Annotated in this window: 23 protein-coding genes; 10 read left to right on the forward strand and 13 right to left on the reverse strand. The window is 65.9% G+C overall.

Annotation, left to right across the window (positions count from 1 at the left end):
• Positions 1-40 precede the first annotated feature (40 nt).
• Positions 41-1,003, forward strand: coding sequence for a thermonuclease family protein (locus tag F9K20_RS00430; protein WP_290996833.1), 963 nt, complete (start codon positions 41-43; stop codon positions 1,001-1,003).
• 14 nt (positions 1,004-1,017) lie between these two features.
• On the opposite strand, the gene F9K20_RS00435 is transcribed toward F9K20_RS00430, so the two are convergent.
• From F9K20_RS00435 to F9K20_RS00455, 5 genes are all read right to left on the reverse strand, one after another.
• Positions 1,018-1,992, reverse strand: coding sequence for a CarD family transcriptional regulator (locus F9K20_RS00435; RefSeq protein WP_290996834.1), 975 nt, complete (start codon positions 1,990-1,992; stop codon positions 1,018-1,020).
• 434 nt (positions 1,993-2,426) lie between these two features.
• The gene (fdxA, locus tag F9K20_RS00440; RefSeq protein WP_290996835.1) at positions 2,427-2,765 is read right to left on the reverse strand and encodes a ferredoxin FdxA; all 339 of its coding nucleotides are present in this window, start codon (positions 2,763-2,765) and stop codon (positions 2,427-2,429) included.
• A 99-nt stretch (positions 2,766-2,864) separates the two neighbouring features.
• Complete coding sequence (locus tag F9K20_RS00445; RefSeq protein ID WP_290996836.1) at positions 2,865-3,311, reverse strand: RNA-binding S4 domain-containing protein; 447 nt, start codon at positions 3,309-3,311, stop codon at positions 2,865-2,867.
• Positions 3,308-6,388, reverse strand: a complete 3,081-nt coding sequence (locus F9K20_RS00450; RefSeq protein WP_290996837.1) for a helicase-related protein — start codon at positions 6,386-6,388, stop codon at positions 3,308-3,310. The genes F9K20_RS00445 and F9K20_RS00450 overlap by 4 nt, the downstream gene beginning before the upstream one ends.
• Before the next feature lie 146 nt (positions 6,389-6,534).
• Positions 6,535-7,377 carry a DUF3108 domain-containing protein gene (locus F9K20_RS00455; RefSeq protein ID WP_290996838.1) on the reverse strand — a complete coding sequence of 281 codons (843 nt, stop codon included), beginning with the start codon at positions 7,375-7,377 and terminating at the stop codon, positions 6,535-6,537.
• 273 nt (positions 7,378-7,650) lie between these two features.
• Between F9K20_RS00455 and rpmB the strand changes: the two genes are divergently transcribed.
• A complete protein-coding gene (rpmB, locus tag F9K20_RS00460; protein WP_290996839.1) occupies positions 7,651-7,950 on the forward strand; it encodes a 50S ribosomal protein L28 in 300 nt (99 codons plus the stop codon).
• On the opposite strand, the gene F9K20_RS00465 is transcribed toward rpmB, so the two are convergent.
• From F9K20_RS00465 to F9K20_RS00480, 4 genes are all read right to left on the reverse strand, one after another.
• Positions 7,947-9,068, reverse strand: a complete 1,122-nt coding sequence (locus F9K20_RS00465) for an esterase-like activity of phytase family protein (protein WP_290996840.1) — start codon at positions 9,066-9,068, stop codon at positions 7,947-7,949. The two genes, rpmB and F9K20_RS00465, sit on opposite strands and share 4 nt — an antisense overlap.
• Entirely contained in the window at positions 9,065-10,951 is a 1,887-nt protein-coding gene (gene cobT / locus F9K20_RS00470; protein ID WP_290996841.1) for a cobaltochelatase subunit CobT, read from the reverse strand. Before cobT ends, F9K20_RS00465 begins: the two co-directional genes overlap by 4 nt.
• A gap of 7 nt (positions 10,952-10,958) precedes the next feature.
• Positions 10,959-11,963, reverse strand: coding sequence for a cobaltochelatase subunit CobS (gene cobS / locus F9K20_RS00475; RefSeq protein WP_290996842.1), 1,005 nt, complete (start codon positions 11,961-11,963; stop codon positions 10,959-10,961).
• A 61-nt stretch (positions 11,964-12,024) separates the two neighbouring features.
• A complete protein-coding gene (locus F9K20_RS00480) occupies positions 12,025-12,666 on the reverse strand; it encodes a DnaJ domain-containing protein (RefSeq protein ID WP_290996844.1) in 642 nt (213 codons plus the stop codon).
• Positions 12,667-12,762: 96 nt separating this feature from the next.
• On the opposite strand from F9K20_RS00480, the gene F9K20_RS00485 reads away from it, so the two are divergent.
• Positions 12,763-13,035, forward strand: coding sequence for a BolA family transcriptional regulator (locus tag F9K20_RS00485; protein ID WP_290996846.1), 273 nt, complete (start codon positions 12,763-12,765; stop codon positions 13,033-13,035).
• 73 nt (positions 13,036-13,108) lie between these two features.
• On the opposite strand, the gene F9K20_RS00490 is transcribed toward F9K20_RS00485, so the two are convergent.
• The 4 genes from F9K20_RS00490 to F9K20_RS00505 all read right to left on the reverse strand — a co-directional run bounded on the left by F9K20_RS00490 (position 13,109) and on the right by F9K20_RS00505 (position 16,638).
• A complete protein-coding gene (locus tag F9K20_RS00490) occupies positions 13,109-13,354 on the reverse strand; it encodes a hypothetical protein (protein WP_290996847.1) in 246 nt (81 codons plus the stop codon).
• A 139-nt stretch (positions 13,355-13,493) separates the two neighbouring features.
• The gene (locus tag F9K20_RS00495) at positions 13,494-14,798 is read right to left on the reverse strand and encodes an HlyC/CorC family transporter (RefSeq protein ID WP_290996849.1); all 1,305 of its coding nucleotides are present in this window, start codon (positions 14,796-14,798) and stop codon (positions 13,494-13,496) included.
• A 116-nt stretch (positions 14,799-14,914) separates the two neighbouring features.
• Positions 14,915-16,063: a 3-dehydroquinate synthase gene (aroB, locus tag F9K20_RS00500; RefSeq protein ID WP_290996850.1), complete on the reverse strand. Its 1,149-nt coding sequence runs from the start codon at positions 16,061-16,063 to the stop codon at positions 14,915-14,917.
• Positions 16,060-16,638 carry a shikimate kinase gene (locus F9K20_RS00505; protein ID WP_290996851.1) on the reverse strand — a complete coding sequence of 193 codons (579 nt, stop codon included), beginning with the start codon at positions 16,636-16,638 and terminating at the stop codon, positions 16,060-16,062. Before F9K20_RS00505 ends, aroB begins: the two co-directional genes overlap by 4 nt.
• A 198-nt stretch (positions 16,639-16,836) precedes the next feature.
• On the opposite strand from F9K20_RS00505, the gene F9K20_RS00510 reads away from it, so the two are divergent.
• The 7 genes from F9K20_RS00510 to F9K20_RS00540 all read left to right on the forward strand — a co-directional run bounded on the left by F9K20_RS00510 (position 16,837) and on the right by F9K20_RS00540 (position 24,634).
• Positions 16,837-16,983 carry a hypothetical protein gene (locus F9K20_RS00510; RefSeq protein ID WP_290996852.1) on the forward strand — a complete coding sequence of 49 codons (147 nt, stop codon included), beginning with the start codon at positions 16,837-16,839 and terminating at the stop codon, positions 16,981-16,983.
• A gap of 12 nt (positions 16,984-16,995) precedes the next feature.
• The gene (locus F9K20_RS00515; protein WP_290996854.1) at positions 16,996-18,786 is read left to right on the forward strand and encodes a hypothetical protein; all 1,791 of its coding nucleotides are present in this window, start codon (positions 16,996-16,998) and stop codon (positions 18,784-18,786) included.
• Between the two features lie 197 nt (positions 18,787-18,983).
• Positions 18,984-19,910: a site-specific tyrosine recombinase XerD gene (locus F9K20_RS00520; protein ID WP_290996855.1), complete on the forward strand. Its 927-nt coding sequence runs from the start codon at positions 18,984-18,986 to the stop codon at positions 19,908-19,910.
• A 132-nt stretch (positions 19,911-20,042) separates the two neighbouring features.
• Positions 20,043-20,996, forward strand: a complete 954-nt coding sequence (locus F9K20_RS00525; RefSeq protein WP_290997120.1) for an acetyl-CoA carboxylase carboxyltransferase subunit alpha — start codon at positions 20,043-20,045, stop codon at positions 20,994-20,996.
• A gap of 215 nt (positions 20,997-21,211) precedes the next feature.
• On the forward strand, positions 21,212-22,192 hold the full coding sequence (locus F9K20_RS00530; protein ID WP_290996856.1) for a murein L,D-transpeptidase family protein: 981 nt from the start codon (positions 21,212-21,214) through the stop codon (positions 22,190-22,192).
• Between the two features lie 82 nt (positions 22,193-22,274).
• Positions 22,275-23,123 (forward strand): murein L,D-transpeptidase family protein, encoded by an 849-nt coding sequence (locus tag F9K20_RS00535; RefSeq protein ID WP_290996857.1) that lies wholly within the window; start codon positions 22,275-22,277, stop codon positions 23,121-23,123.
• Positions 23,124-23,284: 161 nt separating this feature from the next.
• The gene (locus F9K20_RS00540) at positions 23,285-24,634 is read left to right on the forward strand and encodes a L,D-transpeptidase family protein (protein WP_290996859.1); all 1,350 of its coding nucleotides are present in this window, start codon (positions 23,285-23,287) and stop codon (positions 24,632-24,634) included.
• Positions 24,635-24,643: the final 9 nt, after the last annotated feature.

Below are 24,643 nucleotides of genomic sequence, written 5' to 3' on the forward strand. Positions count from 1 at the left end.
CCGCATCGATTGCCCTTATGCTGAGCGGGGGACTTCGTCGATGCGTCTTGCATCCCGCTTCACTCTGCCTACCGCCGCCGTTGCGGCGCTCGCCGTCGTTGTTGGCGTTGCCGCCGCGACGGCGCAGCAGGACCTCGGCGGCGAGCCGTCCTGCACCCTGCAGGCCGGTCCGACGCGCTCGGTTGTGCGCGTGATCGATGCCGAAACCGTGCTGCTCGACGACCATCAGGAGGTGCGCCTTATCGGTGCACTGGCGCCACGCTCGCCCGACCTCAGTCCAAGCGCGCAGCCGTGGCCGCCGGAGGACGCGGCCATCGCTGCATTGCGCGCGCTCGTCCTCGGCCGCAGCATTTCGCTCGCGACGTCCGGGCGAGCACGCGACCGCTATGGGCGCAGGCTCGCGCATCTCTTCGTCGAGCGCGACGGCGAGCGCATGTGGGTGCAGGGCGAGATGCTCGCTGCCGGGCACGCACGCGTCTACGGCCTGCCGGGCAGCTATGCCTGCATGCGCGAGTTGCTTGCCCACGAGGTCGTAGCGCGCGAGGCCGGCAGCGGGCTGTGGGCGAGCGCCGCCTACGCCGTGCGTTCCGCCCGGCGCTCGCGCGAGCTGATGCGGCGGCGCAATTCCTACGAGATCGTCGCCGGCAACATCGTCAAGGTGGCTATGACGAAGGCACGGACCTACATCAATTTCGGCCGCGACTGGCGTCGCGACTTCACGGCCGGCATCGAGGCGCGGGTGCTGCGCGCGCATCCTGAATGGGCCAAGCAGCTCGCCGCCCTCGAGGGCAAGCGCGTCGAGGTGCGCGGCTGGATTCAGTACCGCAACGGGCCCTATATCGATATTGAGGATCCGAGCCAGATCGCTCCCGTCGACGAGCGACTGCCGGGGCGTTCGCCACCCTCGTCCGGCGCCATGACCAGCAGCGATCGTGACATGCCGCCGCCCCCCGAAAAAGAACAGCGCCTGGCACCGAGGGTACCAGGCGCTGTTGATCTTTAGGTGCGCCGCCTTTATCAGGCGGCGCGCGTCTCTGCGTCACCGCCATCGGCCTCGGCGGCAAGTCGGCGCCCACGCGCGCTCTTGGCCAGCACGTCGGTGATGCGCTGCACGGCACCGCGCTCGTCGAGCTTCTCGACAGCGGCGATTTCGCGCGCCATGCGATCGAGCGCGTCCTCGTAGAGCTGACGCTCGGAGTAGGACTGCTCGGGCTGCGCCTCGGAGCGATAGAGATCGCGCACCACCTCGGCGATTGACACGAGATCGCCGGAGTTGATCTTGGCGACGTACTCCTGCGCGCGGCGGCTCCACATCGTGCGCTTGACGCGCGCGCGGCCTTTGAGGATCTCCATCGCCTTCTTGACGACAGGCTCCTCAGACAGCTTGCGCATGCCGACGCTCGCCAGCTTGCCGGTGGGCACGCGCAGCGTCAGCTTCTCCTTCTCGAAGTTGATCACGAACAGCTCGAGAGCCATGCCCGCGATTTCCTGCTCCTCGATGCCGATGATGCGGCCGACACCGTGCGCCGGGTAGACGATGAACTCGCTGGCCTTGAAGCCGTGGCGCTGATTGACCGGCTTCTTCTGCGCAGTCATGAGCTGACGCGCGGCGGCGGCCTTCTCGGCGACCGCTTTCGGCGTCATCTGCTGCTGAGAAACCGGCGCCGTGATCTTCTGGCCGGACGGCTTCACCGCGGCGGCAACGGCACGCATGGGCGCAGCCGCGGCAGGCTTGGCTGCCACAGTCTTATGGGCCACTTTGACGGCCGGCTTCGCCACATGCTTGACGGGCGCAGCGGTTCCTGCTGTCTTCGCAACGGGCTTCTTGCCCCTCGTGGGCAGATGCCCCTTGGCAACTGGCTTCTTCGCGACAAGCTTCGCTTCCGAGCGGCCCGGCTTTTTCGCAGCAGTTAGGTTGCGGCCAACCTTCTTTGCGCCGGCAGTCGTGGACTTCGCCGAACGGGCGGCGGGCGCCTTTTTCTTCTCAGCCATAGGGGTCGTCTCACTTTCTCGTCGGATTTATGAGCCGTACTCGCAGCGATGCACGTCGGCCCGGCACGTCAGCGTCATCGCTGCCGCTCCGAGCTCATATCCATATGGTGGATCGGTCTCGCGGTGGGGAGCGGGCGCCGGTCCGGTCTTGTGCTCTGAAATGATCAAAACCGCTTCCTGATCGGACCAGAAGGCAGGTCCGATCATTGCCAAGACGGCAAAGCGGATGCTCTTTGTTCGCTCCTGTTCCGACTCTGTACCCGGTTTTTGGCATCATCTAAAAACAGCATAACATAAAGTTCATTGAAAATGAAGGGCGGCCCGTCGGCACGGTGTGGCGCCCCTTACTCGTCAGGCCCGAATCCTAAGCATTCTGAAAAGGGTGCGAAAAGGTTGCGCATTTTGCCGCAACAACCCGAAGATGCGCCCCTCGCCTAGTCGCCGGCGCCGGGCTCGGACGAAAAGTACTTCTCGAACTTGTCCGCCTCGTCCTTGTGCGCGTCGGCGTCGGGCAGGGCCTCCTTCTTGGAGGTAATATTGGGCCAGCTCTCGGAAAACTTCCGGTTGAGCTCAAGCCACCTCTCCAACCCCGGCTCGGTATCCGGCTTGATGGCGTCGACCGGGCACTCGGGCTCGCACACCCCGCAGTCGATGCACTCGTCGGGATGAATGACGAGCATGTTCTCGCCCTCGTAGAAGCAATCGACCGGGCAGACCTCGACGCAATCGGTGTATTTGCACTTAATGCATTTTTCATTGACGACGTAGGTCATTACTTGGATCCAGGATCGGTTCCCGTTGCCGCTGCGACGCGGGCGCTGCTTCGTTGGGGGAGGTGCCGGCCGAGGCTTCCGGCCACCACCCGCTGCCAATCAGCGGGCCTTGCCGTTCAGCCGATCAATCTCGCGACGCTCTTTCTTGGTCGGCCGCCCGCTCCCCGCCGGCCGCCTGACCGGGCTTACCTCGCTCGGCTGCCGGCCGGCGCCAGGGGGCGAGGACGGCGAATGAGGTTTGATGACATCGCCCTCGGCTGTCAATTCCTCATAGAGCGCACGCGCCGCGGCAGAAGGGCCGCGCCGCTCGGCAATCCCCAGAACTCGTACCAACTGCACCCGGCGATTGATGACGATAGTCAGCACGTCACCGCGGCGAACCGTTTGCGCCGGCTTCTCGGCCCGCACACGGTTGAGCCGGACCTTGCCGGCGCTGACCAGGTCGGCTGCCAGCGTGCGCGTCTTTACAAAGCGAGCGAACCACAACCACTTGTCGAGCCGCTGGGTGCCCGAGGCCGTCGCCTCGCGTGCCGCACCGCCGCTCAAGTGCTCGACTCCTTGCCACGCTTGGCGAGCTCATCGCGCAGGGCGCCGAGGGCGGCAAACGGAGAATCAGGATCAATGCCGCCGCGTCGCGGTGGTGCCGCGGTGTGGACCTCGGCCTTGCGGCGATCGTCCTTGCGCCGGTCGTCGCGGCCGCGACGATCGCCCTGCTGGGCGCGCCGGTGGTGAGACGCGTCGCGGCCCCGTTCGCCGCGGCCCTTGCCGTGCGCACGCCGGTCCTCGTTGCCGGAACGTCTCGTCTCGCGACCTGGTGCCGGGGTGGCCTCGCTCGGTGCTGCAGCGGGAGCGGCAGCGTCCGTCGTTGCCGGCGGAGCCGATGCTGGCGCACCCTCGCGCTGGCGATGGCGCGGCGCGCGGTCCGGTCGCCGCTCGGCGCGACCATGGCGGCGCGGACGCCAGATATCCTCGAACTTCGGCTCGTCGACGGCGTCCCCTACAGGGTCGCTTGTGACGGCGGCGGCCTCGGACGCCGCTGGCGATGGTTCCGAAGGCGGGGCTGCCTCGGCAGCTGTGCCCTCGGCGCTTGCCGCGTCGCCGTTCGTAGCTGTCGGGGTCTCGGAGATGGGCGCCGGAGATGCCTCAGAAGTGGAGGGCGGAGACGCCGGCGCCTTGATCGGACGGCGGTCGAGGCGGAAGCCCAACGCCTTCAGCACTCCTCCGAGCTCGTCCGGCGAGCACCCGAGCAGCGACATCATCTCGGGGACCACGGTAAAACCGCCGTCGCCCGTGGCTCCCTTTGGGGGCGTCGCTCCGTTGCTCGAGCGCCAGCCGAGCAGCGGGCGGATGAGATCGGCGAGGCGCTCGAGCATGTCGAGGCGCACGGCGCGGGGGCCGCACACATGATAACCGTAGGCGCGATAGAATGCCTCCGGGCATGCCGGATCGGGATTGAACGAGGTGAGCCCGGCGCGCGGCGGATCGGGCAGGGCATCGACCGACAAGCCAATAGCACCGGCATTCTTCAACGACCACAGGGTGAGGATCAGCTCCGCGGCAGCCGGCTTCAACAGGATCGGGAAGTAGATATTAAAGGCGCCGAAGCGGACGCCATACTTGCGCAACTGCGCGCGGGCGTTCTGGTCGAGCGACTTGATCTCCTCGGCGACCGTCTCGCGCCGCAGCACACCGAGGTTCTCGCGCAAGCGGAAAGCAATGCCGCGCGCAAGGCCGGTGATGTCCTCGGCTTTGCCGATGTCGACCAGCGGCTTCAACTTGTCGGAGATCAGCTGCGTCAGCCACGCTTCGAGCCGCGCCTGCACCTTCTCGCGATCCGGGGCCGACAGATGCTCGTCGATGAGCAGTGACACGGTCGGCTTCAGCGGATCGTCGGTCGCCTCGATCTGCCCGATCTCCTCATCCCGCCATAGGATGCGGCCGCGACGATCGAGCTGCAAAGCATCAGGCTGCGCGGCGGCGACGCGACGGGCGCGCATCGACAGCTCGCGGGCCAGCACCTGCGCGGCGGCATTGCGCGTGGCCTTGCCATGAATGCCGTCCGCCGCCGGATCGAGCTGGAAGCGGAAGCCTTTGAGGCGGCCGACGAAATGGTTCTCGACGTGAATGGCGCCGTCGGCGGCGATCTCGGCGTGCAACTCGTCCTTGTCGCGCATGCCCTTCATCAGCGCGCTGGTGCGCAGATCGACGAAGCGCTGCGTCAGCTGCTCGTGCAACGCATCCGACAGCCGGTCCTCGATTTCGCGCGTCTTGCCCTGCCAGTGCTCGGGGTCCTTGAGCCAGGCCGCGCGGTTGGACACGAACGTCCAGGTGCGAATGTGCGCGATGCGGTTAGCCAGCGTATCGATGTCGCCGTCCGTGCGGTCGGCGAGCGCCACCTGCTTGGCGAACCAGTCTTCGGGGATGCGCTCTTCGGAGCTCATTAGATACCCAAAGATCGAGGCGACGAGCTCGGCGTGGTTCTGCCCGGAAATCTTGCGGTAGTCGGGGATCTGGCAGACCTCCCACAGCTTGCCGACGGCGGCCGGCGCCGAGGTGATGGCAGCGATGTCGCGGTCGGCGCTGACCGTCTCCAGCGCGATGACGTCGTCGGCTGCGCGGGCGCGCACGAGGCGGGTGATGTTCGGCGTCTCGCGCAGCGAGTGCTTCAGGCCCTCGAGCGTGCGAAGGTCGAGATCGCGGTTGCGCCACTGCAGAGTGCGCACGCTCTCGAAGTTGTGTGTTTCCAACCGCTCGATGGTGTCGCTTTCGAGCGGATCAGCGGAACCGGTGACGCCGAACGTGCCGTCGTTCATGTGGCGCCCGGCGCGGCCGGCGATCTGGCTGAGCTCCGCCGGGGTCAAGTTGCGGTGGTTCTGGCCGTCGAACTTGCGCGTCGCCGAGAAGGCGACGTGGTCGACATCGAGGTTGAGGCCCATGCCGATGGCGTCGGTGGCCACCAGGAAGTCGACGTCGCCAGACTGATAGAGCGCCACCTGCGCGTTGCGCGTGCGCGGCGACAGCGCGCCGAGCACGACGGCGGCGCCGCCCCGCTGGCGGCGGATGAGCTCGGCGATGGAATAGACTTCCGCCGCCGAAAAGGCGACGACGGCCGAGCGCTGCGGCATCCGCGTGATCTTTTTCTGCCCCGCGTAGGTCAGCTTCGATAGGCGCGGGCGTGAGATGAAATTGGCGCCGGGGATTAGATCGGAGATCGCCTCGCGCATGGTCTGCGCGCCGAGCAATAGGGTCTCGGAGCGCCCGCGCGCGTGCAGCAGGCGGTCGGTGAAGACATGGCCGCGCTCCGGATCGCCGGCGAGCTGGATCTCGTCGATGGCGAGGAAGTCGACATCGGCGTCGCGCGGCATCGCCTCGACCGTGCACACCCAGTAGCGCGCCCGCTCCGGCTTGATCTTCTCCTCGCCGGTGATCAACGCGACTTTGTCGGCGCCCATGCGATTGGCGATCTTGTCGTAGACTTCGCGCGCCAGGAGGCGGAGCGGCAATCCGATCATGCCGCTTTCGTGGCCGACCATGCGCTCGATCGCGAGATGGGTCTTGCCGGTATTGGTGGGTCCGAGCACCGCGGTGACGTGGCGGATGCGCGTCTCGAGGTCACTGGCCATCTGGCCTCCTCACTCTCTCTGGCGATGGCATCGCAGAGACGTTCGCCGAGATCAAGGGCATGATTACCGATGGCACGCGCGAAACGACGTGCATTGTAATCTTCTTCCTGCCGGCTGGCGATGCTGCGAGGTTGGTTGCGCGCCGGTTATCGACGCAGTGCGATGCGCTGCTGGTCGGGCATGGTGATGTCGACCCGCTCGGAGTTGAGCTCGGCCGTGCCGATGATGGTCGGCACGGTGACGCGGTAGGGGATGACGACGTTGGCCTTCGGCACCGGGCGCAAGACGAGTTCGATGTTGCCCTTGATCACCGAGGCGGCTCCCTCTCCCGGCTTGTGGCCCGAGATCGGCACTAGCCGCACGCTGCAGACGTGGTCGGCACCGGCGCGGCGCAAGGGTGCAAAGACGACATCGAAGCGCTGCTTGCCGTCATAGATCGGCAGCTTCTGGGCGCAGGGATTGGCGGCATTGGCGAGCGACAGGGCCATGACGCCGCTTAATGGATCAAGGACGTTCCTGAGCTGCTCGGGTGTGACCGGGACGGTCTTGGGAGAGGGCTCATCGGCTGGCGTCACCTTGCTGACCGCCGGCCCCGTGAAGGCGATGTTGAGCGTCTTGATCTTCTTCTTCTTGAGGAATGTCTTCTGCCGGTAATGGAACGCGTAGTCTGCCGGCCTGGCGCTGATCCCGGCAGAGGTCACGACGCCCCTGCTGCTCATGTTGCCCTTGTAGTCGAAGATCGCCGTGTCGATCTTGGCGTCAGCCGCCAGCGTGTAGCCATCGCCGTTGATCGCGGAGTTGAAATGAAAGTGCCCGATCTTGCCGAGCCCCGTGAAGCTGATGCGGTAGACGGCATCGACATTGGCGGGAAGCGGGCCGCTGCCAGCGCGCTGTGCCGCGCCGCCCGGAGCGGTCCCAAGAACGACGAGGGCGGCCGGAACGAACGCCGCGAGCATCCTCCTGGCCGCTGGCCGAACCCGGTACGTCATGATGCCCCGTTGCCCTTGACGACGCGCACTCTCTTAGGCCTGCGGATAGTGGCGTTTTACGTCGAATCTGTGGCCCATTAGGCACTCGCCGCTGACCGGCCCCGTCAAGCATCAGGACACCCCAGGGCACCCGCGACGCCTTGACGAGATGGGGGGCGTCGGGCATAGACACCGCCAAATCTCCCACCGGCGCGGCCGGCGGGGGACATTTTGTTTCCCGCAATCCCTTGCACGACGCCCGCCGCACGGGAGCGGTGGCGAAGGAGCTTTACGATGACGAGGCGCTGCGAGCTGACCGGCAAACTGCCCCTTTCCGGGCAGCTGAGGAGCCACGCCGAGAACAAGACCAAGCGGAAGTTCCGCCCCAACCTTTGCGACGTGACGCTGATCAGCGACGCGCTCGGCCGCAAGTTCCGGCTGCGCGTCTCGGCGCACGCGCTGAAGTCGGTGGAGCACCGCGGCGGCCTCGATGCCTTTCTCTTGAAGGCGAGCGACGAGGGCCTTTCTGAGCGCTGCCTGAAGATGAAGCGCGAGATTCAGAAGGCCGCCAAGACCGCTAGCCCCGCCGCCTAGGGCTTAGCCGCCTCCGGACCGCTTCCCGACGCCGCCAGATCGCCAGCGCTGAGGGCGAACTGCAGCAGGATTGTCCGCTGCAGTCGGCGGTTGAAATTGTCATCCGAAATCATCGTCACGATGATTTCGCCGCCCGCTCCCACATGCGCGGCGAGCCCTTCCATATTGTCGATCTCGCGACCGCCGTCGGCGGCCAGAAGCGTCTCGGCGTCGATCGTCTCCCCGGCACGCAGCTGCTGCTGCCTGACCAATCGCAAGCGGATGCGCACCCCCTCGCTGGCGCGGAAACGCCGCTCGAGCACCAGCAGGCTGCCGTCGGGCAGCGGCGCAGCGTCGGTAACGTTGTAGTCGCCGCCATTGGTCAGCTTGAAGCGCCTGGGGCGATCCTCTTCCTCCCAAAGCCAGCCCACGTGATTGCCATCGTCGTCGCGCAGTCGCTCGGAGAAGGCGACGAGCTTGCCCCTGTTGGGCCCGCCGCGCAGCACGGCAATGGCCTCGATGCCGCCGTTCTTCGGCATTTCCTCGGCCGAATTCGGCAGCGCTATCTTCGCCGCGGCCGGCGACAGCTCACCCGCCTCGATGTCGAAGCGCACGATGCGGTGCTTGCGCTCGAAGGAGACGAGCACGCCGCCCTCTTGGGTCGTGCCCTCCAGCAATGCCAGCGCCTCGGCGTCGCGGTCGCGCGAGCGCGACAGCGGATCCCCGGACTTCGACTGGATGGCGCCGAGCCGAACCGAGGTCAGCGCCGTCGGTCGTTGCCGATCGTCATAGGCGATGGCCCCCGACATCCACGCCCCGGCGTCGGAGATGGCGAAGAACCCTTTACCATCGGCATCGACGGCAAAACCCGACCAGCCGCCGAAGGTCTTGGCCGGCGACGTGAGGACGAGACCGCCGCGCCACGTCAGCTTGCCGAATTGCGTCTTCTCGCGGTCCAGGCGGTCGAAACCAGCGAGTGCGCGTGCCTCGACGTCGATGGGGCCAGTGCGCAGATCGGTTGTTGACGGCTTGTTGTCGCCAAGCGCCATGCCGGCACCTGCGGCGATCACCAGGGCGGCGATGGCAGCAAACCGCAGACGCCGGCCCTGCTGCTTGCCCCGCAATACGCGCGCGCTCAATGGAGATGCCTCCGCCGTCGGCCGGCGCGCGGGCGCTGTTCGCGCGCCTTCTCCTCGAACAGCTCGACGAGCTTGTCGGTCATGGCGCCGGCGAGTTCGCTCGGATCGGTGATCGTCACCGCCCGCCGATAATAGCGTGTCACGTCGTGGCCGATACCTATGGCGATGAGCTCGATGGGCGAGCGCATTTCGATCTCGTCGATCACCTGCCGCAAGTGCTGCTCCAGGTAGTTGCCGGAGTTGACGGAAAGCGTCGAGTCATCGACCGGCGCTCCATCGGAGATCATCATCAGAATGCGGCGCTGCTCGGGCCGCGCCAAAAGCCGCCGATGCGCCCAGGCGAGCGCCTCGCCGTCGATGTTCTCTTTCAGCAGCCCCTCGCGCATCATCAGTGCCAGCGAGCGCTTGGCGCGCCGCCATGGCGCATCCGCCGTCTTGTAGATGATGTGACGCAGATCGTTGAGGCGTCCGGGCCCCTGCGGTTTGCCGGCGGCGAGCCACTGCTCGCGCGCCTGCCCGCCCTTCCAGGCGCGCGTCGTGAAGCCGAGGATCTCCACTTTCACGCCGCACCGCTCGAGGGTGCGGGCGAGGATATCGGCGCAGCAGGCGGCGACCATGATCGGGCGGCCGCGCATAGAGCCGGAATTGTCGAGCAGCAATGTGACGACCGTATCGCGGAAATCGGTATCGCGCTCGCGCTTGAAGGACAGAGCATGCATCGGATCGATGATGACGCGCGGCAGGCGCGCGGCATCGAGCGTGCCTTCCTCCAGATCGAAGTCCCAGGCGCGGTTCTGCTGTGCGAGTAGACGCCGCTGCAGCCGGTTGGCGAGGCGCGCAACGGCGCTCGACAGCGCGCGCAGCTCGCGATCGAGGTAGGCGCGCAACCGCTCCAGCTCCTCGGGAGAGGACAGCTGCTCGGCGGCGATCTCCTCGTCGAACTCGCGCGTAAACACCTTGTAGCCGAAGGCTTCCGGGTTATCGAGCACCGACAAGTTGGGGCGCCACGACTCTGGCGTCTCGAACTGGCCGAGCTCGTCGAGCATATTGTCAAGCTCATCGGCGCTCGCCGTCTCGGACGATTCCTGCGTCTCGTTGATGTCGCCGTCGACGCTGCCTTCCTCGCCCGTCTGATCGCTTCTGCCCTGCTCGCCGTCCTCGGCAGTCTCGGTCTCGCCGTCGCTGCCCTCTTGTTGATCCTCTTCCTCGCTCTCGTTCTCCTCGCGATCAGCCTGTACGCTGTCCTCGGTGAGCTCGAGCGCGCGCAGCAGATCGCGCAGCAGACGGCCGAAGCTCTCCTGATCCTCGGCCAGCGTATCGAGCCGCTTTAGTACCTTGGCGCCACGCTGCTCGATCGAGGCGCGCCACACGTCGACGAGGGCCTTGGCGCTGTCAGGCGGCGGCAACCCGGTCAGGCGCTCGCGGATCATCAGCGCTAGCGCGTCCTCGAGGGGGGCATCCGCCCGCGTCTTCACCTGCGCGAAGCGGCCGTGCGCGTACTGGTCCTCGATGCGTGCCGTGAGATTGCGCGCCATGCCCGGCATGCGGTTGGCCCCCAGCGCCTCGATGCGCGCGCGCTCTGCCGCCTCGAACACCAGCCGGGCAGGACCGGCGCTTGGCGCCAGCTTGTTGTGCAGCTTGACGTCGTGGCAGCCGGCGGTCAGCGCAAAACTGTCCGCCCAGCCGCGGATGACGGCGATCTCGCGCTGCGAGGGCACGCGCGAGGGCTCGGGAAGCTGCACGTGCTTGGGCGAATACTCCGGTGCGCCGGGGGCAAAGCCCACGTCGAGATCGGAATGGCCGGCGATGGCCCGCACGCACAGCCCTATGGCCCGCTTCAGCGGCTCGGTCGGTGCTTCCTTGCGCTTCGGGCCACTCAACATGCGTCCACTAGCTCAGCGCGACGTTGGCCGCACTCTCGGGCAGCTCCTCGCCGAAGCTGCGCTGATAGAACTCTGCCACCATCGGTCGCTCGAGCTCGTCGCACTTGTTGAGGAAGGTGAGGCGGAAGGCGAAGCCGATGTCACCGAACACCTCCGCGTTCTCCGCCCACATGATGACCGTGCGGGGGCTCATCACCGTCGACAAATCGCCGTTGATGAAAGCGTTGCGCGTCAAGTCGGCAACGCGCACCATGTTGGCCACGGCCTTGCGCTTGCCGTCGCTCTTGCCGAACGATTTCACCTTCGAGAGGACGATCTTCACCTCGTCGTCGTGCGGCAGGTAGTTGAGCGTCGCGACGATCGACCAGCGGTCCATCTGCCCTTGGTTGATCTGTTGCGTGCCGTGATAGAGCCCGGAGGTGTCGCCGAGGCCGATCGTGTTGGTGGTCGCGAACAGGCGGAAGGCGGGGTGCGGGCGTATCACCTTCGACTGGTCGAGCAAGGTCAGCTTGCCGGAGACTTCGAGCACGCGCTGGATGACGAACATCACGTCCGGCCGGCCGGCGTCGTACTCGTCGAACACCAGCGCCGTGTTGCTCTGCAGGGCGTACGGCAGGATGCCCTCGCGGAACTCCGTCACCTGCATGCCGTCCTTGAGGACGATGGCGTCCTTGCCGACGAGATCGATGCGGCTGACATGACTGTCGAGGTTGATGCGGATGCACGGCCAATTGAGGCGTGCTGCGACCTGCTCGATGTGCGTCGACTTTCCGGTACCGTGGTAGCCCTGCACCATCACGCGCCGGTTGTGCTTGAAGCCGGCGAGGATGGCGAGCGTCACCTCCCGGTTGAAGAGATAATCGGGATCGAGGTCGGGAACGTGCTCGTCCGCCTTCGAGAAGGCCGGCACCTCCAGCTCGGTGTCGATGCCGAACACCTGGCGCACCGAAAGCTTCATGTCCGGAAGGTTCGCCGGCTTGCCGTCGGCACCCGGCTGGGTTTGCGCACGCATTGTCGCGGTGTCCTCGGAATGGGGCGGGGCGAAGAAATCGGCGCGGCGGCAATGCCGGATTTCAGACGAGGCCCGCCTGCTTCAGATAGTTATAGGCTTGGATTATCTCGCGCAACTTGTCGCCGGAGCGCGCATCGCCGCCGTTCGCGTCGGGATGGTAAATCTTTACCAGCTCCTTGAAGCGCGCCTTGATCTCGACGCGCGTCGCCTCACCCGACAGGTCGAGCGTCTGGAAGCTCTTTTTCTCGAGCGGCTTGAGCTGTCGGCGGCTTTCTGCCGGCTGAGCGCGCGCGGTCTTGGCACGGCGCGCGAAGAAGGCGTGCGGATCGAGCGTGCGGAAGCTGAACCCGGCTGCGCCGTTGGCAGCCGCCGGTTGCGCCGAGGCGGCCCCGGGCGCTGCCGCGTTGACTCCCACCTTCCAGGTCGGGCGGTGGCCGGTCATGGCATCTTTCTGGAAGTCCTGCACCTCGGCGTCGTTCATGCCGTCGAAGTAGTTGTAGGCCGCGTTGTATTGGCGGACATGCTCCAGGCAGAACAAGTAGTACTGGCCGTCCTTGCCGCGCCCTCGCGGGGCACGGTGATCGCCGGCTCCCTCGCAGCCTTTCCACTGGCAGCGCGGGTGGCGCTCCTCGCGCGCGGGCTCGCTGCGCTCGCGCTTGGGTGCGACGCGGATGCTGTCGAAGTATTTGGAGTCGAGCTTCATTGTACGTGAAGTATGATCCGCCCGCCGTTTCCACACAAGCCGATCGAGGGCAACGGCAACGCACTTATTTTTCATACCCGCATGAGGCGATCCCTAATGAGCTTGCAGACACGCATGCGCGAGAAGCTGATGGTCGCCCTCAGGCCGGCGCACCTCGACGTGGTCAATGAGTCGCACTTGCACGCCGGCCACGCCTCCTCGCCCGAAACAGGCGAAAGCCACTTCCGCCTACTGATCGTCTCGGAAGCCTTCGCCGGCAAGTCGCGCGTCGAGCGACACCGCATCGTCAATGATGTGCTGCGGGATGAACTGAAAGATGGGGTGCATGCACTGGCAATCAAGGCGTTGGCCCCGGGAGAGCCGGCCTGAGTGAAAAAAATCTCGCCCCCGCGAGACGCGAAGGCGAGATCTGGTCATCGGCGCTAGCCGCCGTCCCCAGCCGTTAGTGCCAGTGATGACGGCGGTGATGATGATGACGCCGGTAGTGGCGCTTCTTCCACCACCAACGGTGATGATGCCAACGGCGATGATGGCGGTAGCCAGCCTTTTCGACGCTCGTACCAGCTTCGCTGGCCGTCGTCAGCTTGCCGAGAATGTTGCCGGAGGCCGGCGCGGCCTGGGCACTACCGACGGCGACGACGCAAGCGAGCGCGCCCGCGACGGCAGCAAGGGGGAGAAACTTCTTCATGTTAGCTCCTTTTTCTCCGTGCGCTGCCGCAACATTTTTTGCCGTCGGCAACGCAGGTCCTGGATCCTCCTGAAAGATCCATGCCCAGGTTTGTAGCCGCCACCTGAACCTAATCTGAACAGACTGAGAGCGGCGCAGCTTAGGACGCTCGCGAGTGCTTGACCGCCCGCGCTGCAATCGTTGCTGCGGGGCTTATGCGCAGCGCAGTGATTTTGTTGCGCGTCTTGCGCAGGATCTCGAAGCGGTACCCGTAGAACGTGAACACTTGGCCCGGCTCGGGGATGGTCTGCGCCTCGTGGATGACGAGACCTGCAACGGTCGTCGCTTCCTCGTCGGGCAGGTTCCAGCTCATGTGACGGTTGAGGTCGCGGATGGCGACGGTGCCGTCGACGTTCACGGTCCCATCCGCCTGCACGCGAATGGCCGCCTCCTGCGTATCGTGCTCGTCGGCGATCTGGCCGACGATCTCCTCGAGAATATCCTCGAGCGTGATGAGACCCTGCACCTCGCCGTACTCGTCGACGACGAGCGCCATCTGCGCCTTGCGTTTCAGGAACTGGTTGAGCTGACCCTTGAGCGGCGTCGTATCGGGCACGAACCACGGCTCGACGGCGAAGCTCATGATATCGAGCTTGGTCACATCCCAGCCGGAGCGGCCGAGCGCCGACAGCAGATCCTTCGTATGCAGCACGCCGACAATGTTCTCCGGCTCGTCCTTCCAGATCGGCACGCGGGTGTACTGGCTGCGCAGGAGCTCATCGACCACCTTCTGCGGTGGGTCGTCGGCGTCGATCGTCTCCATCTTCGTCCGGTGCACCATGATGTCGGCGACCTGCAGATCGCGCAGGTCGAGGACGCCGCCGAGCATGTCCGCATCGTGGCGGGCGACGGCGCCTTCGATCTTCTGCAGCTCGATGGTGCCGCGGATCTCCTCGTGCGCGGCGAGGATGTTCGCCTCGTCGTCCAGCTTGCTGGGCGTGAGCTTCAAGACCTGCCGCACAACGAACCCGACGCCCATAGTCAAGGGCCGCAGTACGACGATCAGCCACTGCATAAGCGGGGCCACCGCAAGCGATACGCGGTCGGGGAAGGCGAGCGCGTAGGTCTTGGGAAGCACCTCGGCGAAGATCACGACCAGCGCCGTGACGACAATGGTGGCGTAGACCACACCAACTTCGCCAAACAACCCGATCAACAGGCTCGTGGTCAGCGCCGAGGCAAGGATGTTGACGAGGTTGTTGCCGAGCAGGACGGTCCCGATGATGCGCTCGGGCGCTGCCAGCAATTGGTTCACCCGGCGCGCGCGCTGATTGCCCTCTAGCTCGAGCGTGTGCATGCGCGCACGCGAGGCAGCGGTCAGGGCGGTCTCAGATCCCGAGAAGATCGCCGATAGGACGATCAGAATGGGAACGGCGAGGAGTGTCAAAGTGATCTCGAGGGACATGGCGATTTCTAGGTGTGATGGGCATTGAAGCGGCCCTGCCAACGCGATGCGGACTGCGGATTGGCGTCAAAGCCCGCATTAGCAGCGGACCCTAGCACAGGATGGGCTAGAGAAAGTTAGCGGCGCCCAGAAGCGCCGATCTCGCCCGCGAGGAAGGCACGCACCTTGTCGGCCGGCACGTCGCGGGCAATGAACGCCTCGCCGATATCGCGCGCGAGGATGAAAGTGAGCTTGCCCTGACGCACCTTCTTGTCCTGCGCCATGAGCTTCATCAGCGTCTCGATATCCGGTTTCTCGCCCGGGATGTCGCCGATGCGCGTCGGCAGACCGACGGCCGCAAAATGCGCACGGACGCGGTCGGCGGCGGCCGCGTCACAATACCCAAGCGCGGCCGAGAAGCGGAACGCCAGGCACATGCCGATGGAGATCGCCTCGCCGTGCAGGAGGCGATCGGAGTACCCGCACCATGCCTCGAAGGCGTGCCCGAAGGTGTGCCCGAGATTGAGCAGCGCGCGCTCGCCCTGCTCGGTTTCGTCGCGGCCAACGATGTCCGCCTTGGCCCGGACGCTCGTTTCGACCGCGCGTGTCAGCACCTCCGCCTCCAGCGCGAACACGGATGGATGGTGGCGCTCTAGCCAGGCGAAGAAGGGCGCGTCGCCGAGCAGGCCGTACTTGGCGACCTCGGCGTAGCCGGCGCGCAGCTCGCGCTCGGGCAGCGTGCGCAGCGTGTCCGTGTCGGCGAGCACTAGGCCCGGCTGATGGAAGGCGCCGATGAGATTCTTGCCTTGTGGGGTGTCGATGCCCGTCTTGCCGCCAACGGAGGAGTCCACCTGCGCCAGCAGCGAGGTTGGGATCTGCACGAAGCGCACGCCGCGCCGCAGGATCGCCGCCGCGAAGCCGGCCAGGTCGCCAATGACGCCGCCACCCAGCGCGACGACGAGATCGCCACGTTCCAGCCCCAGCTCGAGCAGGCGCTCGCACAGCGGCTCCAGCTGGCGAAAGCTCTTCGTCGCCTCCCCTGGCGGGAGGGTGATGGATCCGACCAGCCGACCGCTCTCACCGAGCGCGGCTTCCAGCGCGCCCAGATGGAAGCGGGCGACGTTCTCGTCCGTGACGATGGCACAGCGGGCCGTGCCGAGGCGCGCGCCGATCAACGCGCCGGCGCGTCCGATGAGGCCCGGCCCGATCAAAACCTCGTAGGCGCGGCTTCCCAGCGGCACGTTGACGGTGCGCACCTGCGCGAGACTCGCGGTCACAGCGCTCATCGGGCGAGCTCCGGCGGCGCGGCGAGCGCCTGGCCCAGGCTCTCGATGATCTCACCGACGATCATTTCATGCGGCACGTCGCGGCTCTCCACTGTGATGTCGGCCTGGCCATAGATGGGATAGCGCGTCGCCATGAGATTCTGCAGCACCGCCTCGGGGTCGCCGGCCTTGAGCAACGGGCGGTTGCCGCGCTTGCCGACGCGGCGCACCAATAGCGGCAGCTCCGCTTTCAGCCATACCGACACACCGCTCTCGGCAATGGCAGCGCGCGTTTCCTCGTTCATGAATGCGCCTCCCCCGGTCGCCAGCACCTGCGGGCCCGAGCGCAGCAGCCGGGCGAGCACCTTACGCTCCCCCTCGCGGAAATACGGCTCCCCGTGGTCGGCGAAGATATCCTCGATGCTCTTGCCGGCTGCCTTCTCGATCTCCTCGTCGGCATCGACGAACGGCAACGAGAGCTTCGCCGCCAGCCGCCGCCCGATCGCCGACTTGCCGCAGCCCATCAGTCCGACGAGCACCACCGATCGCTGCCCGAGGGCAGCGCGGATCGCCTGCAGCGATGGCGCGTCTGACATCTACTTTCTCTTCCGGTCGCAGCCGAATCGACGGATGACCGATAATCTGGCTCCCCGTCGCCCACAGCCTGCATCCTGGCCATCGGCGGCGAGAATTGCCCGCGTCGTCTGCGCCGCCTACTTTGGATCAGCGCAGAGTGCAAGTCATAATGGCGCCAACTTGCGAAGTGACCAAAGCCGAGGGGGACGGGATAGCCAATGCCTAGCTTGTTCCGGTTTCTGTTCATCGTTGGCACCGCCGGCGCCATCATTACCGGCACGCTTTATGTTCTTGCCACCAAATTCGAGCCCGAGCCGCGGACCGTCACCAAGCCTGTTCCCGGCGTAAAGGTGCGTACAGAGTGATCCCCCGCCGCCATGCGCAAGCGCCTCCCCTTAGCAGCCCTGGCCGCCCCAGCCCTCGGTCTATTGAGCATCGGGCTGCTCGCCGACGTCGCTACAGCGCAGGACTGGAGCCCGTTCGATCCCTTCAAGAACCCGGCCCGGGGGCCGGCGCGGCAAGCCCCCACGCAGGAGCGGGCGCCTGGCTCGCCCGCCGGGGGGACCGACGGCGTCATCCGCCCGCTCGGGGATAGTGCCAGCAGCGCCGTCGAACGTGGCGACCTCGCCCCCGTCATGGCTGATGACGGCTCCGGGCTCCCCTATGAGCTCTGGCGGGGCCTCGACGTCCGCACCCTCGAGCGTCTCATCTCCGAGATCGATATTCCGCCGCGCTCCTCGGCACTGCATCAGTTGTGGCTGCGCCTCATAACGTCGAACGTGACGCCGCCCGAGGGCGGCGTCACCGACCAGCAGTTTCTCGCCCTCCGCCTCGAGGTTCTTTACCGCTCGGGTTTGCTCGAGGATGCCGCGCGTGCACTCTCGGCCATGCCGGCGGGCGATGCCACCGTCGCCATCCTCGCCGCTCGCAACGAGATCGGGCTCGGCGCTCAGGATCGCGGATGCGAGACGATGAAGGCCGGTGGCGGCGCGCCGGCGCAGCTTCCGCAACCGGTCAAGGCCGACGCCGCGCTCATCTCCGGCTTCTGCGCGGCCGTTGCCGGCGATGCTGCGGGCGCCGGACTGGCCGCCGAGCTGGCGCGCGAAGCGGGTGTCAAAGAACGCCCGGGGCTACAGGCGCTCGATGCCATGGCGATGGGCGTCAAGCCGCAACTCGCGCCCGACCAAGCCATCTCGCTGCTCGACTACCGGCTCATCGAGGCCGCGGGGGGCGCTGTCGATGCGGCGAACGTCCTGAAAAGGGCCGAGCCATCGCTGCTGGCGGCATTGGCGCTCGATGCGCAAGGCGATGCAGACGGGAAGCTGGCAGCCGCCGAGGCTGCCGTGCAAGTCAACGCCATCTCGGCGCAGCAGCTTGCCGAAATCTATCGCAGTCTGTCCGAGGCCGCAGCCGTCATCTCGGATGCCGCCGGCACCGATACGCCAAGGCGGCGCGCAGGGCTGTTCGTCGCCGCCGAGCGCGAGCGCACGCCGCAGAAAAAGGTGCGCCTCATCCGCGCCTTCCTCGATGAGGCGCGGCGCGCCGGCTTCTACCTCACCGCCCTGCGCATGGCGGCGCCGGCTTCCGACACGATCGTCGCCGCACCAGAGATCGGCTGGTACGCGGAAACCGGCGTCGAGGTGGCGCTGGCCGCGGGCAGCTACGCCAAGGCACGCGAGTGGACGGCATTCGGCTCGGCGAATAGGGCGGGCGACGGTGTTCTCGGTCACTGGCTGGCGCTGATCGATATCGCCGAGGGTTCGACGTCGACCCGCGAGGACGATCTGCGCCACGTCGAGGAGCTCGCCGTACGCGGCCGCCTCGATGCTACGCTGCTGCATCGCCTGGCGACCGTCCTCGATGCACTGCACTATAGCGTGCCCATCCCGCTGTGGGAGGCGGCCAGCCGCACGCCGCAGCCGGCCGGCGGCTATCTGCCGGAGACCGGCGTGCTCACCGAGCTGCAGGATGCGGCTAAGAAGCGCGAGTTCGGACGCACGGTGTTGCTCGCCATGAGGACGCTGGGCCCCAACGGGGCCGAAGGCGCGCATATGATCGCCCTCGGTGATTCGATCCGCGCCTTGCGCCGTGCAGGACTCGAGGCGGATGCCCGCAACCTCGGCTTCGAAGCCTTGTTCGCCACCTGGCCGCGGGCGATCAGCAACTAGTGTGATGATCGAGAAGTCCGCCCAGATCGCACTCGGCTGGGTGGGTGAGGCGGACTTCTCGATCTGAACCACACTAGAATCATAAAGTTGGCTAGTGTCCTGATCGCGAAATTCGTCTCAGTGTGCGGCAATGTCGGAACGAATTTCGCGATCTGAAGGACACTAGCGCCGGCGCCCACCCGCCGGCCGAGGCGAGCATGAGCGCAGCGCAGCGGCACATCGATGCGTTCTTAGAGATGCTCGGCATCGAGCGCGGAGCGTCTGCCAATACCATCGAGGCGTATCGGCGCGATCTGGCGCAATACAGCGCGTTCCTTACAGGGCGGCACACCGACCTCGTTGCCGCCCGAGCGAGCGACATTGCCGGCTGGCTCACCGCCGCTTCGACCGCCGGATTGAGCGCGGCGACGCGCGCCCGCGGCCTTTCCGCAGTGCGCCAACTCTACAAGTTTCTTGTTGCCGAGGGCCACGTCGCCGCGGATCCGACGCACGGTCACGCTGGCCCGCGCAAGCAGCGCCCGCTGCCGAAGACGCTCAGCGTCGCCGAGGTCGATCGGCTGATCGCCGCGGCCGCACGCCGTGCCGAGACCGGCGAAGGCATCGAGCACCTGCGCGCGCTGCGGCTCTACTGTCTCATCGAGATGCTGTACGCCACCGGCATGCGCGTATCCGAGCTCGTCTCCCTGCCGCGCTCGGTGCTCGCGGGCGATGCGCGCGTGCTTACCATCAAGGGCAAGGGCGGCCGCGAGCGCCTCGTGCCGCTCAACGCCGCGGCGCGCTCAGCGCTCGACCGCTATCTCGCGGCAACGACGGGCGAGGGCCGCATCTCTACCACGTGGCTGTTTCCCTCCAAGAGCGCGCAGGGCCATCTCACCCGCCAGCGCTTCGCCCAGGACTTGAAGCTTGTCGCCGAGGAGGCCGGCCTCGATCCCGAGCGCGTCAGCCCGCACGTGCTGCGCCACGCCTTCGCCAGCCATTTGCTCGACCGCGGCGCCGACCTGCGCTCGGTGCAGCAGCTGCTCGGGCACGCCGACATCTCGACCACCGAGATTTATACGCACGTGCTCGAGGAGCGGTTGAAGAAGCTCGTTCATGAGCACCACCCGCTGGCCAAGAAGCGCTGAGCCACGGCAAGCCACGTAATGCCGCATTAAGACGCTCCTCAGCGTCGCCTTGACAGATCGGAAGCGGCGGCGCGATTGTCCGGGCCAATCCCCTGGAATTGCGACGCGAGGATCCCTTTGGAGCGTTCCCCCATCCGCACTTACCTCGATTTCGAGAAGCCGATCGCCGAGCTCGAAAGCAAGGTGGCCGAGCTGCGCGCGTTGGAAGGCGAGGACCGCCCCGTCTCAATCGCGGATGAGATCAAGAAGCTGGAGCAGAAGGCGCGCGCGGCCCTCGTCGACACCTATTCCAAGCTCACGCCCTGGCAGAAAACGCAGGTTGCACGCCACCCCGAGCGCCCGCACTGCCTCGACTTCGTGAACGCGCTTATCGAGGACTTCACGCCGCTGGCCGGCGACCGCTACTTTGCCGAGGACGAGGCCATCGTCGGCGGTCTCGGCCGCTTCCGTGGCCGCTCCGTCATGGTGATCGGCCATGAAAAAGGGTCGGACACCGAAAGCCGCATCCGCCACAACTTCGGCATGGCCAAGCCCGAAGGCTATCGCAAGGCCGTGCGCCTGATGCAGATGGCGGAGCAGTTCAATCTACCCATCATCACGCTTGTCGATACCGCCGGCGCCTATCCGGGCATCGGCGCCGAGGAGCGCGGCCAGGCGGAGGCCATCGCCCGCTCCACGGATTGCTGCCTGAACATCGGCGTGCCGCTGATTTCGGTGGTCATCGGCGAGGGCGGCTCGGGCGGCGCCATCGCCATCGCCACGGCCAACCGCATCCTGATGCTGGAGCACGCGATCTATACGGTCGCCTCGCCGGAGGCCGCCGCCTCCATCCTCTGGCGCGATTCCGCCAAGGCGATCGATGCCGCCACCAACATGAAGATAACCGCCCAGGACCTCGACCAGCTGGGCGTCATCGACGTCATCATCACCGAGCCGGTGGGCGGCGCTCACCGCGACCGCGAATCAATTATGAAGGCGACGGGCGATGCCATCGCGCGGGCGTTGTCCGAGTTCGACGGCAAGACACCGGCCGAGATCCGGCGGCAGCGGCAGACGCGGTTCATGGAAATCGGCCAGGCGTTATAAGGGCTTACCCTCTTCGGCCTCCACTGAAAAAGCGGCTGCCGCCAAATTCCGGTCCAATCCTCGGGGTAGTTACCAAAAGTCCTCGCGGTACGTGCAAGTATCCGTTCCCGCTAAGAATCCCGTAACGTTAACCCATTCTTAAGGTCTACAGCTTGATCGTTGGTCACCGTGCGCCAGGGGCACTGCGTATACGTTTGATCATCCTTGGCTCGAGCTTGAGAGCCCGCTTTCTCGCTGCCGTGGCGGTGACCGCTTGTGCCTGCGCGCTCGCCGGCTGCGGCGGCAGCGCCCCCACCATTCCCGCCGCCGAGCAGCCGCTGAGCAAGGAGACCATGTCCATGCTCGGGCGCAAAGGCATGGACGCCGGCGCACCGATCTTCGTGCGCATCTTCAAGGAAGAGTCCGAGCTCGAGGTCTGGAAGGCGCGCGACGACGGCCGCTTCTATCATTTCAAGACGTATCCGATCTGCAACTGGTCGGGGAACGTCGGGCCGAAGACGGCGCTCGGCGACAAGCAGGCACCGGAAGGGTTCTATCGCGTCGGCGCCTCGCAGATGAACCCGAACTCCCAGTACTACCTTGCCTTCAACCTCGGCTACCCCAATGCCTATGACCGTGCGCTGCAGCGGACGGGCGATGCGCTGATGGTGCACGGCAAGTGCAAGTCGGTCGGCTGCTACGCGATGACCGACGCGCTGATGGAAGAGATCTATTCGCTGGCGCGCGAAGCTCTGAAGAACGGACAGTCGAGCTTCGAGGTGCACGCCTTTCCGTTCCGCATGACGGAAGCGAACATGGTGCGCTATCAGGGCGACCCGAATGTTCCGTTCTGGAAGACTCTGAAGCAGGGTTACGACTTCTTCGAGAAGTATCGCCTGCCGCCGACCGTTGCGGTGTGCGAGCGACGCTACGTCGTCAACGTCAAGATGCCAGCCAACGCGTCGATCCGCCCGGACGGTCGCTGCCCACGCTTCCAGCGTCCGACGTTCGAGCCGTTCTCGCCGAAGCCTTTCGAGCAGCAAATCGCCGAGGAGCGCATCACTGCCCCCGGGCCGAAGACGCGCCAGTTCGCCAACGTGGCGCCGCCACAGCCCTCGCCGGCGTCGGCGACCGCGCAGACCGCCTTCCAACCCTCCTACGGACTTGGCGCACCGATCGAGACGGGCAGCACGCCGGCACTTGGCCTCGCGCAGTAGTCATGCTTCTTCCTGACATTGCGCGGGCAAACGCGCACACGAGCACGTTGCGCGCGCGAACAAAGCCCGGCATGCTTGCCTGATGGTTGCCCGCCACAGACGCCGCTGGCCCGTCGCGATCACGATCCTCGGCGTGCTCGCCGCCGTGGCCGGCCTCACCTATCTCTTCTGGCCGCAGATCTTCGCAATGATCGAAGACGAGCTGATCTATGCGCAGAAATCGAGCAACTGGGCCAGATATTCGGCTGGAGAGTCGCTTCCCGGCACGCCCGACCTGAAAAATCTGCCGGCGCGACTCGCCAGCCGGAACCTCAAGCTCGGTGCGCCCGTTTTCATGCGCATTTTCAAGCGTGAATTCGAGCTGGAAATGTGGATGAAACGCGGCGATCGCTTCGAGCTGTTCGCCACCTATCCCATCTGCATGTGGTCGGGGAATTTGGGACCCAAGCTCAAGCAGGGGGATCGTCAGGCGCCGGAGGGCTTCTATACCGTGGATAGCGCGGCGCTCAATCCCAACAGCCAGTACCACCGCTCGTTCAATCTCGGTTTTCCCAACGCATTCGATCGCGCGCACGCGCGCACGGGATCGCTGCTGATGGTGCACGGCGACTGCCGCTCCATCGGCTGCTATGCCATGACCGACCGCGTTATTGATGAAGTCTGGTCGATGTTGACTTCGGCCCTCGCTGGTGGCCAAAAGCGCGTACAGGTGCAGGTTTTCCCGTTCCGCATGACGGAGACAAATATGTCACGCCATGCAGCAAACCCAAACATCGGCTTTTGGCGGCAATTGCAGGCCGGACACGACGCCTTTGTGCGCGATCATGTCCCACCTCTCGTCCGCGTCTGCGATGGACGCTACGCAATTCGGCCTGCAACTGGGGACAGCGACGGCAGCGCGCCCATCGAAGTGAGCTGCCCTGCGACGTGAGTCGCAGTTGACATTCGCTGCTCAATTTTTCACCTGCCAAACCTTCGCCAGCTAGAAGAAGTAAGAGAGTTCAACATGCTAACACTTTCCGAAGCAATTCGCGCATGGCGCGAGCCCTTCGCCACCGGGGTGGTTGGCACGCGCTATGCAGAACCGGCGGCATGACGAAGTCGATCGCTTATATTGGGCGCGCCGCTCTCACCGTGTGCGCCGCTGCCGCCGTCCTGGGACAGGCCGGGAACGCGTCAGCGCTTTCGCTGGACATCAAGGACATCACCGAGCTGCGCCTGGAACGCAAGCGGGCGAATTCGGACGGCAATCTGCCGCTTCCCGGCACGCCGGACCTGAAGCGGCTCGAGGCTCGCCTCGCCGAGCAGAACGTCGCGTCCGACGCGCCGGTCTTCATCCGCGTGTTCAAGGCTGAATCCGAGATGGAGGTGTGGACGGGCGACGAGGACGGAAACTACTCGCTCTTCGCCACCTACCCGATCTGCTACTGGTCGGGCACGCTTGGGCCGAAGCTGAAGGAGGGCGACAAGCAGGCGCCCGAGGGCTTCTACACCGTCACGATGGAGCAGAGCTTCCACACCGGAACCCGCTGGCCCAAGTCGCTCAACATCGGCTACCCGAACCCGTTCGACAAGGTCAACCTGCGCTCGGGCTCGCACATCCTCATCCACGGCGGCTGCGCGTCGATCGGCTGCTTCGCCATGACCAACGCCGTCAGCCTCGAAGTCCACAAACTCGCGACCAACGCCCTGGAAGCCGGCCAGCCGAACATTCCGGTGCATGTGTTTCCCTTTCGCATGACGGAAGGCAACCTCGCCAAGTACGAAGCTCCGCAGTGGCACGGCTTCTGGCAGAACCTGAAGGAAGGCTACGACCTCTTCGAGCGCACCCGGCGTCCGCCGCGCGTCAGCGTATGCGGCACACGCTACGGCTTCGCTCCCGCCAGCCGTCTCGAGGGATTCAACCCTGGCCCGATCGAGGTGTGTCCGGAAACGGCACAGGTGATCGCCGATCTTTCCAGCATCAACAAGCGGGTCGCCGAGCAGCCGAAGATCGAGCCGCAGACGGCGGAGATCAAGACCGCGTCGATCGCCGGCACGGCCTCCTATTTGGGGGGACCGGCGGCGGCCGCGATAATCGTCAACAAGCTGGGCGAAAACTTCGAGAAGCAGGTTGCGCCGCAGACGCAGCGCCCGGGTGTCAGCCAGACGCTGACGCGCCCGCTGCCGTGCTCGCTCGCCTTGGCGAGCTGCCGCAAATACGCAGCGCTGCGCGAGCAGCTCGCCCACAAGGCGACGCTCAAGATCGAGGAACCCGAGCGCGAGAAGGCGCGCGCACCGAAGAAGATGAAGAAATCCACGAGCAAGAGCGCGAAGAAGAGCAAGAAGCGCAGCCGTCGTGAGCACAGCGAGTACCGCGGCGAGGCGCGCGTCCATCGCGAAGCGCGCCACACCGAAGACGATCGCAAATGGCGCGAGTTCCGCAGCTCGCGCTACGAATAGTGCGGTAGC

The organism is Hyphomicrobium sp., from assembly GCF_009026145.1.
Taxonomy (GTDB): Bacteria; Pseudomonadota; Alphaproteobacteria; order Rhizobiales; family Hyphomicrobiaceae; genus Hyphomicrobium_A.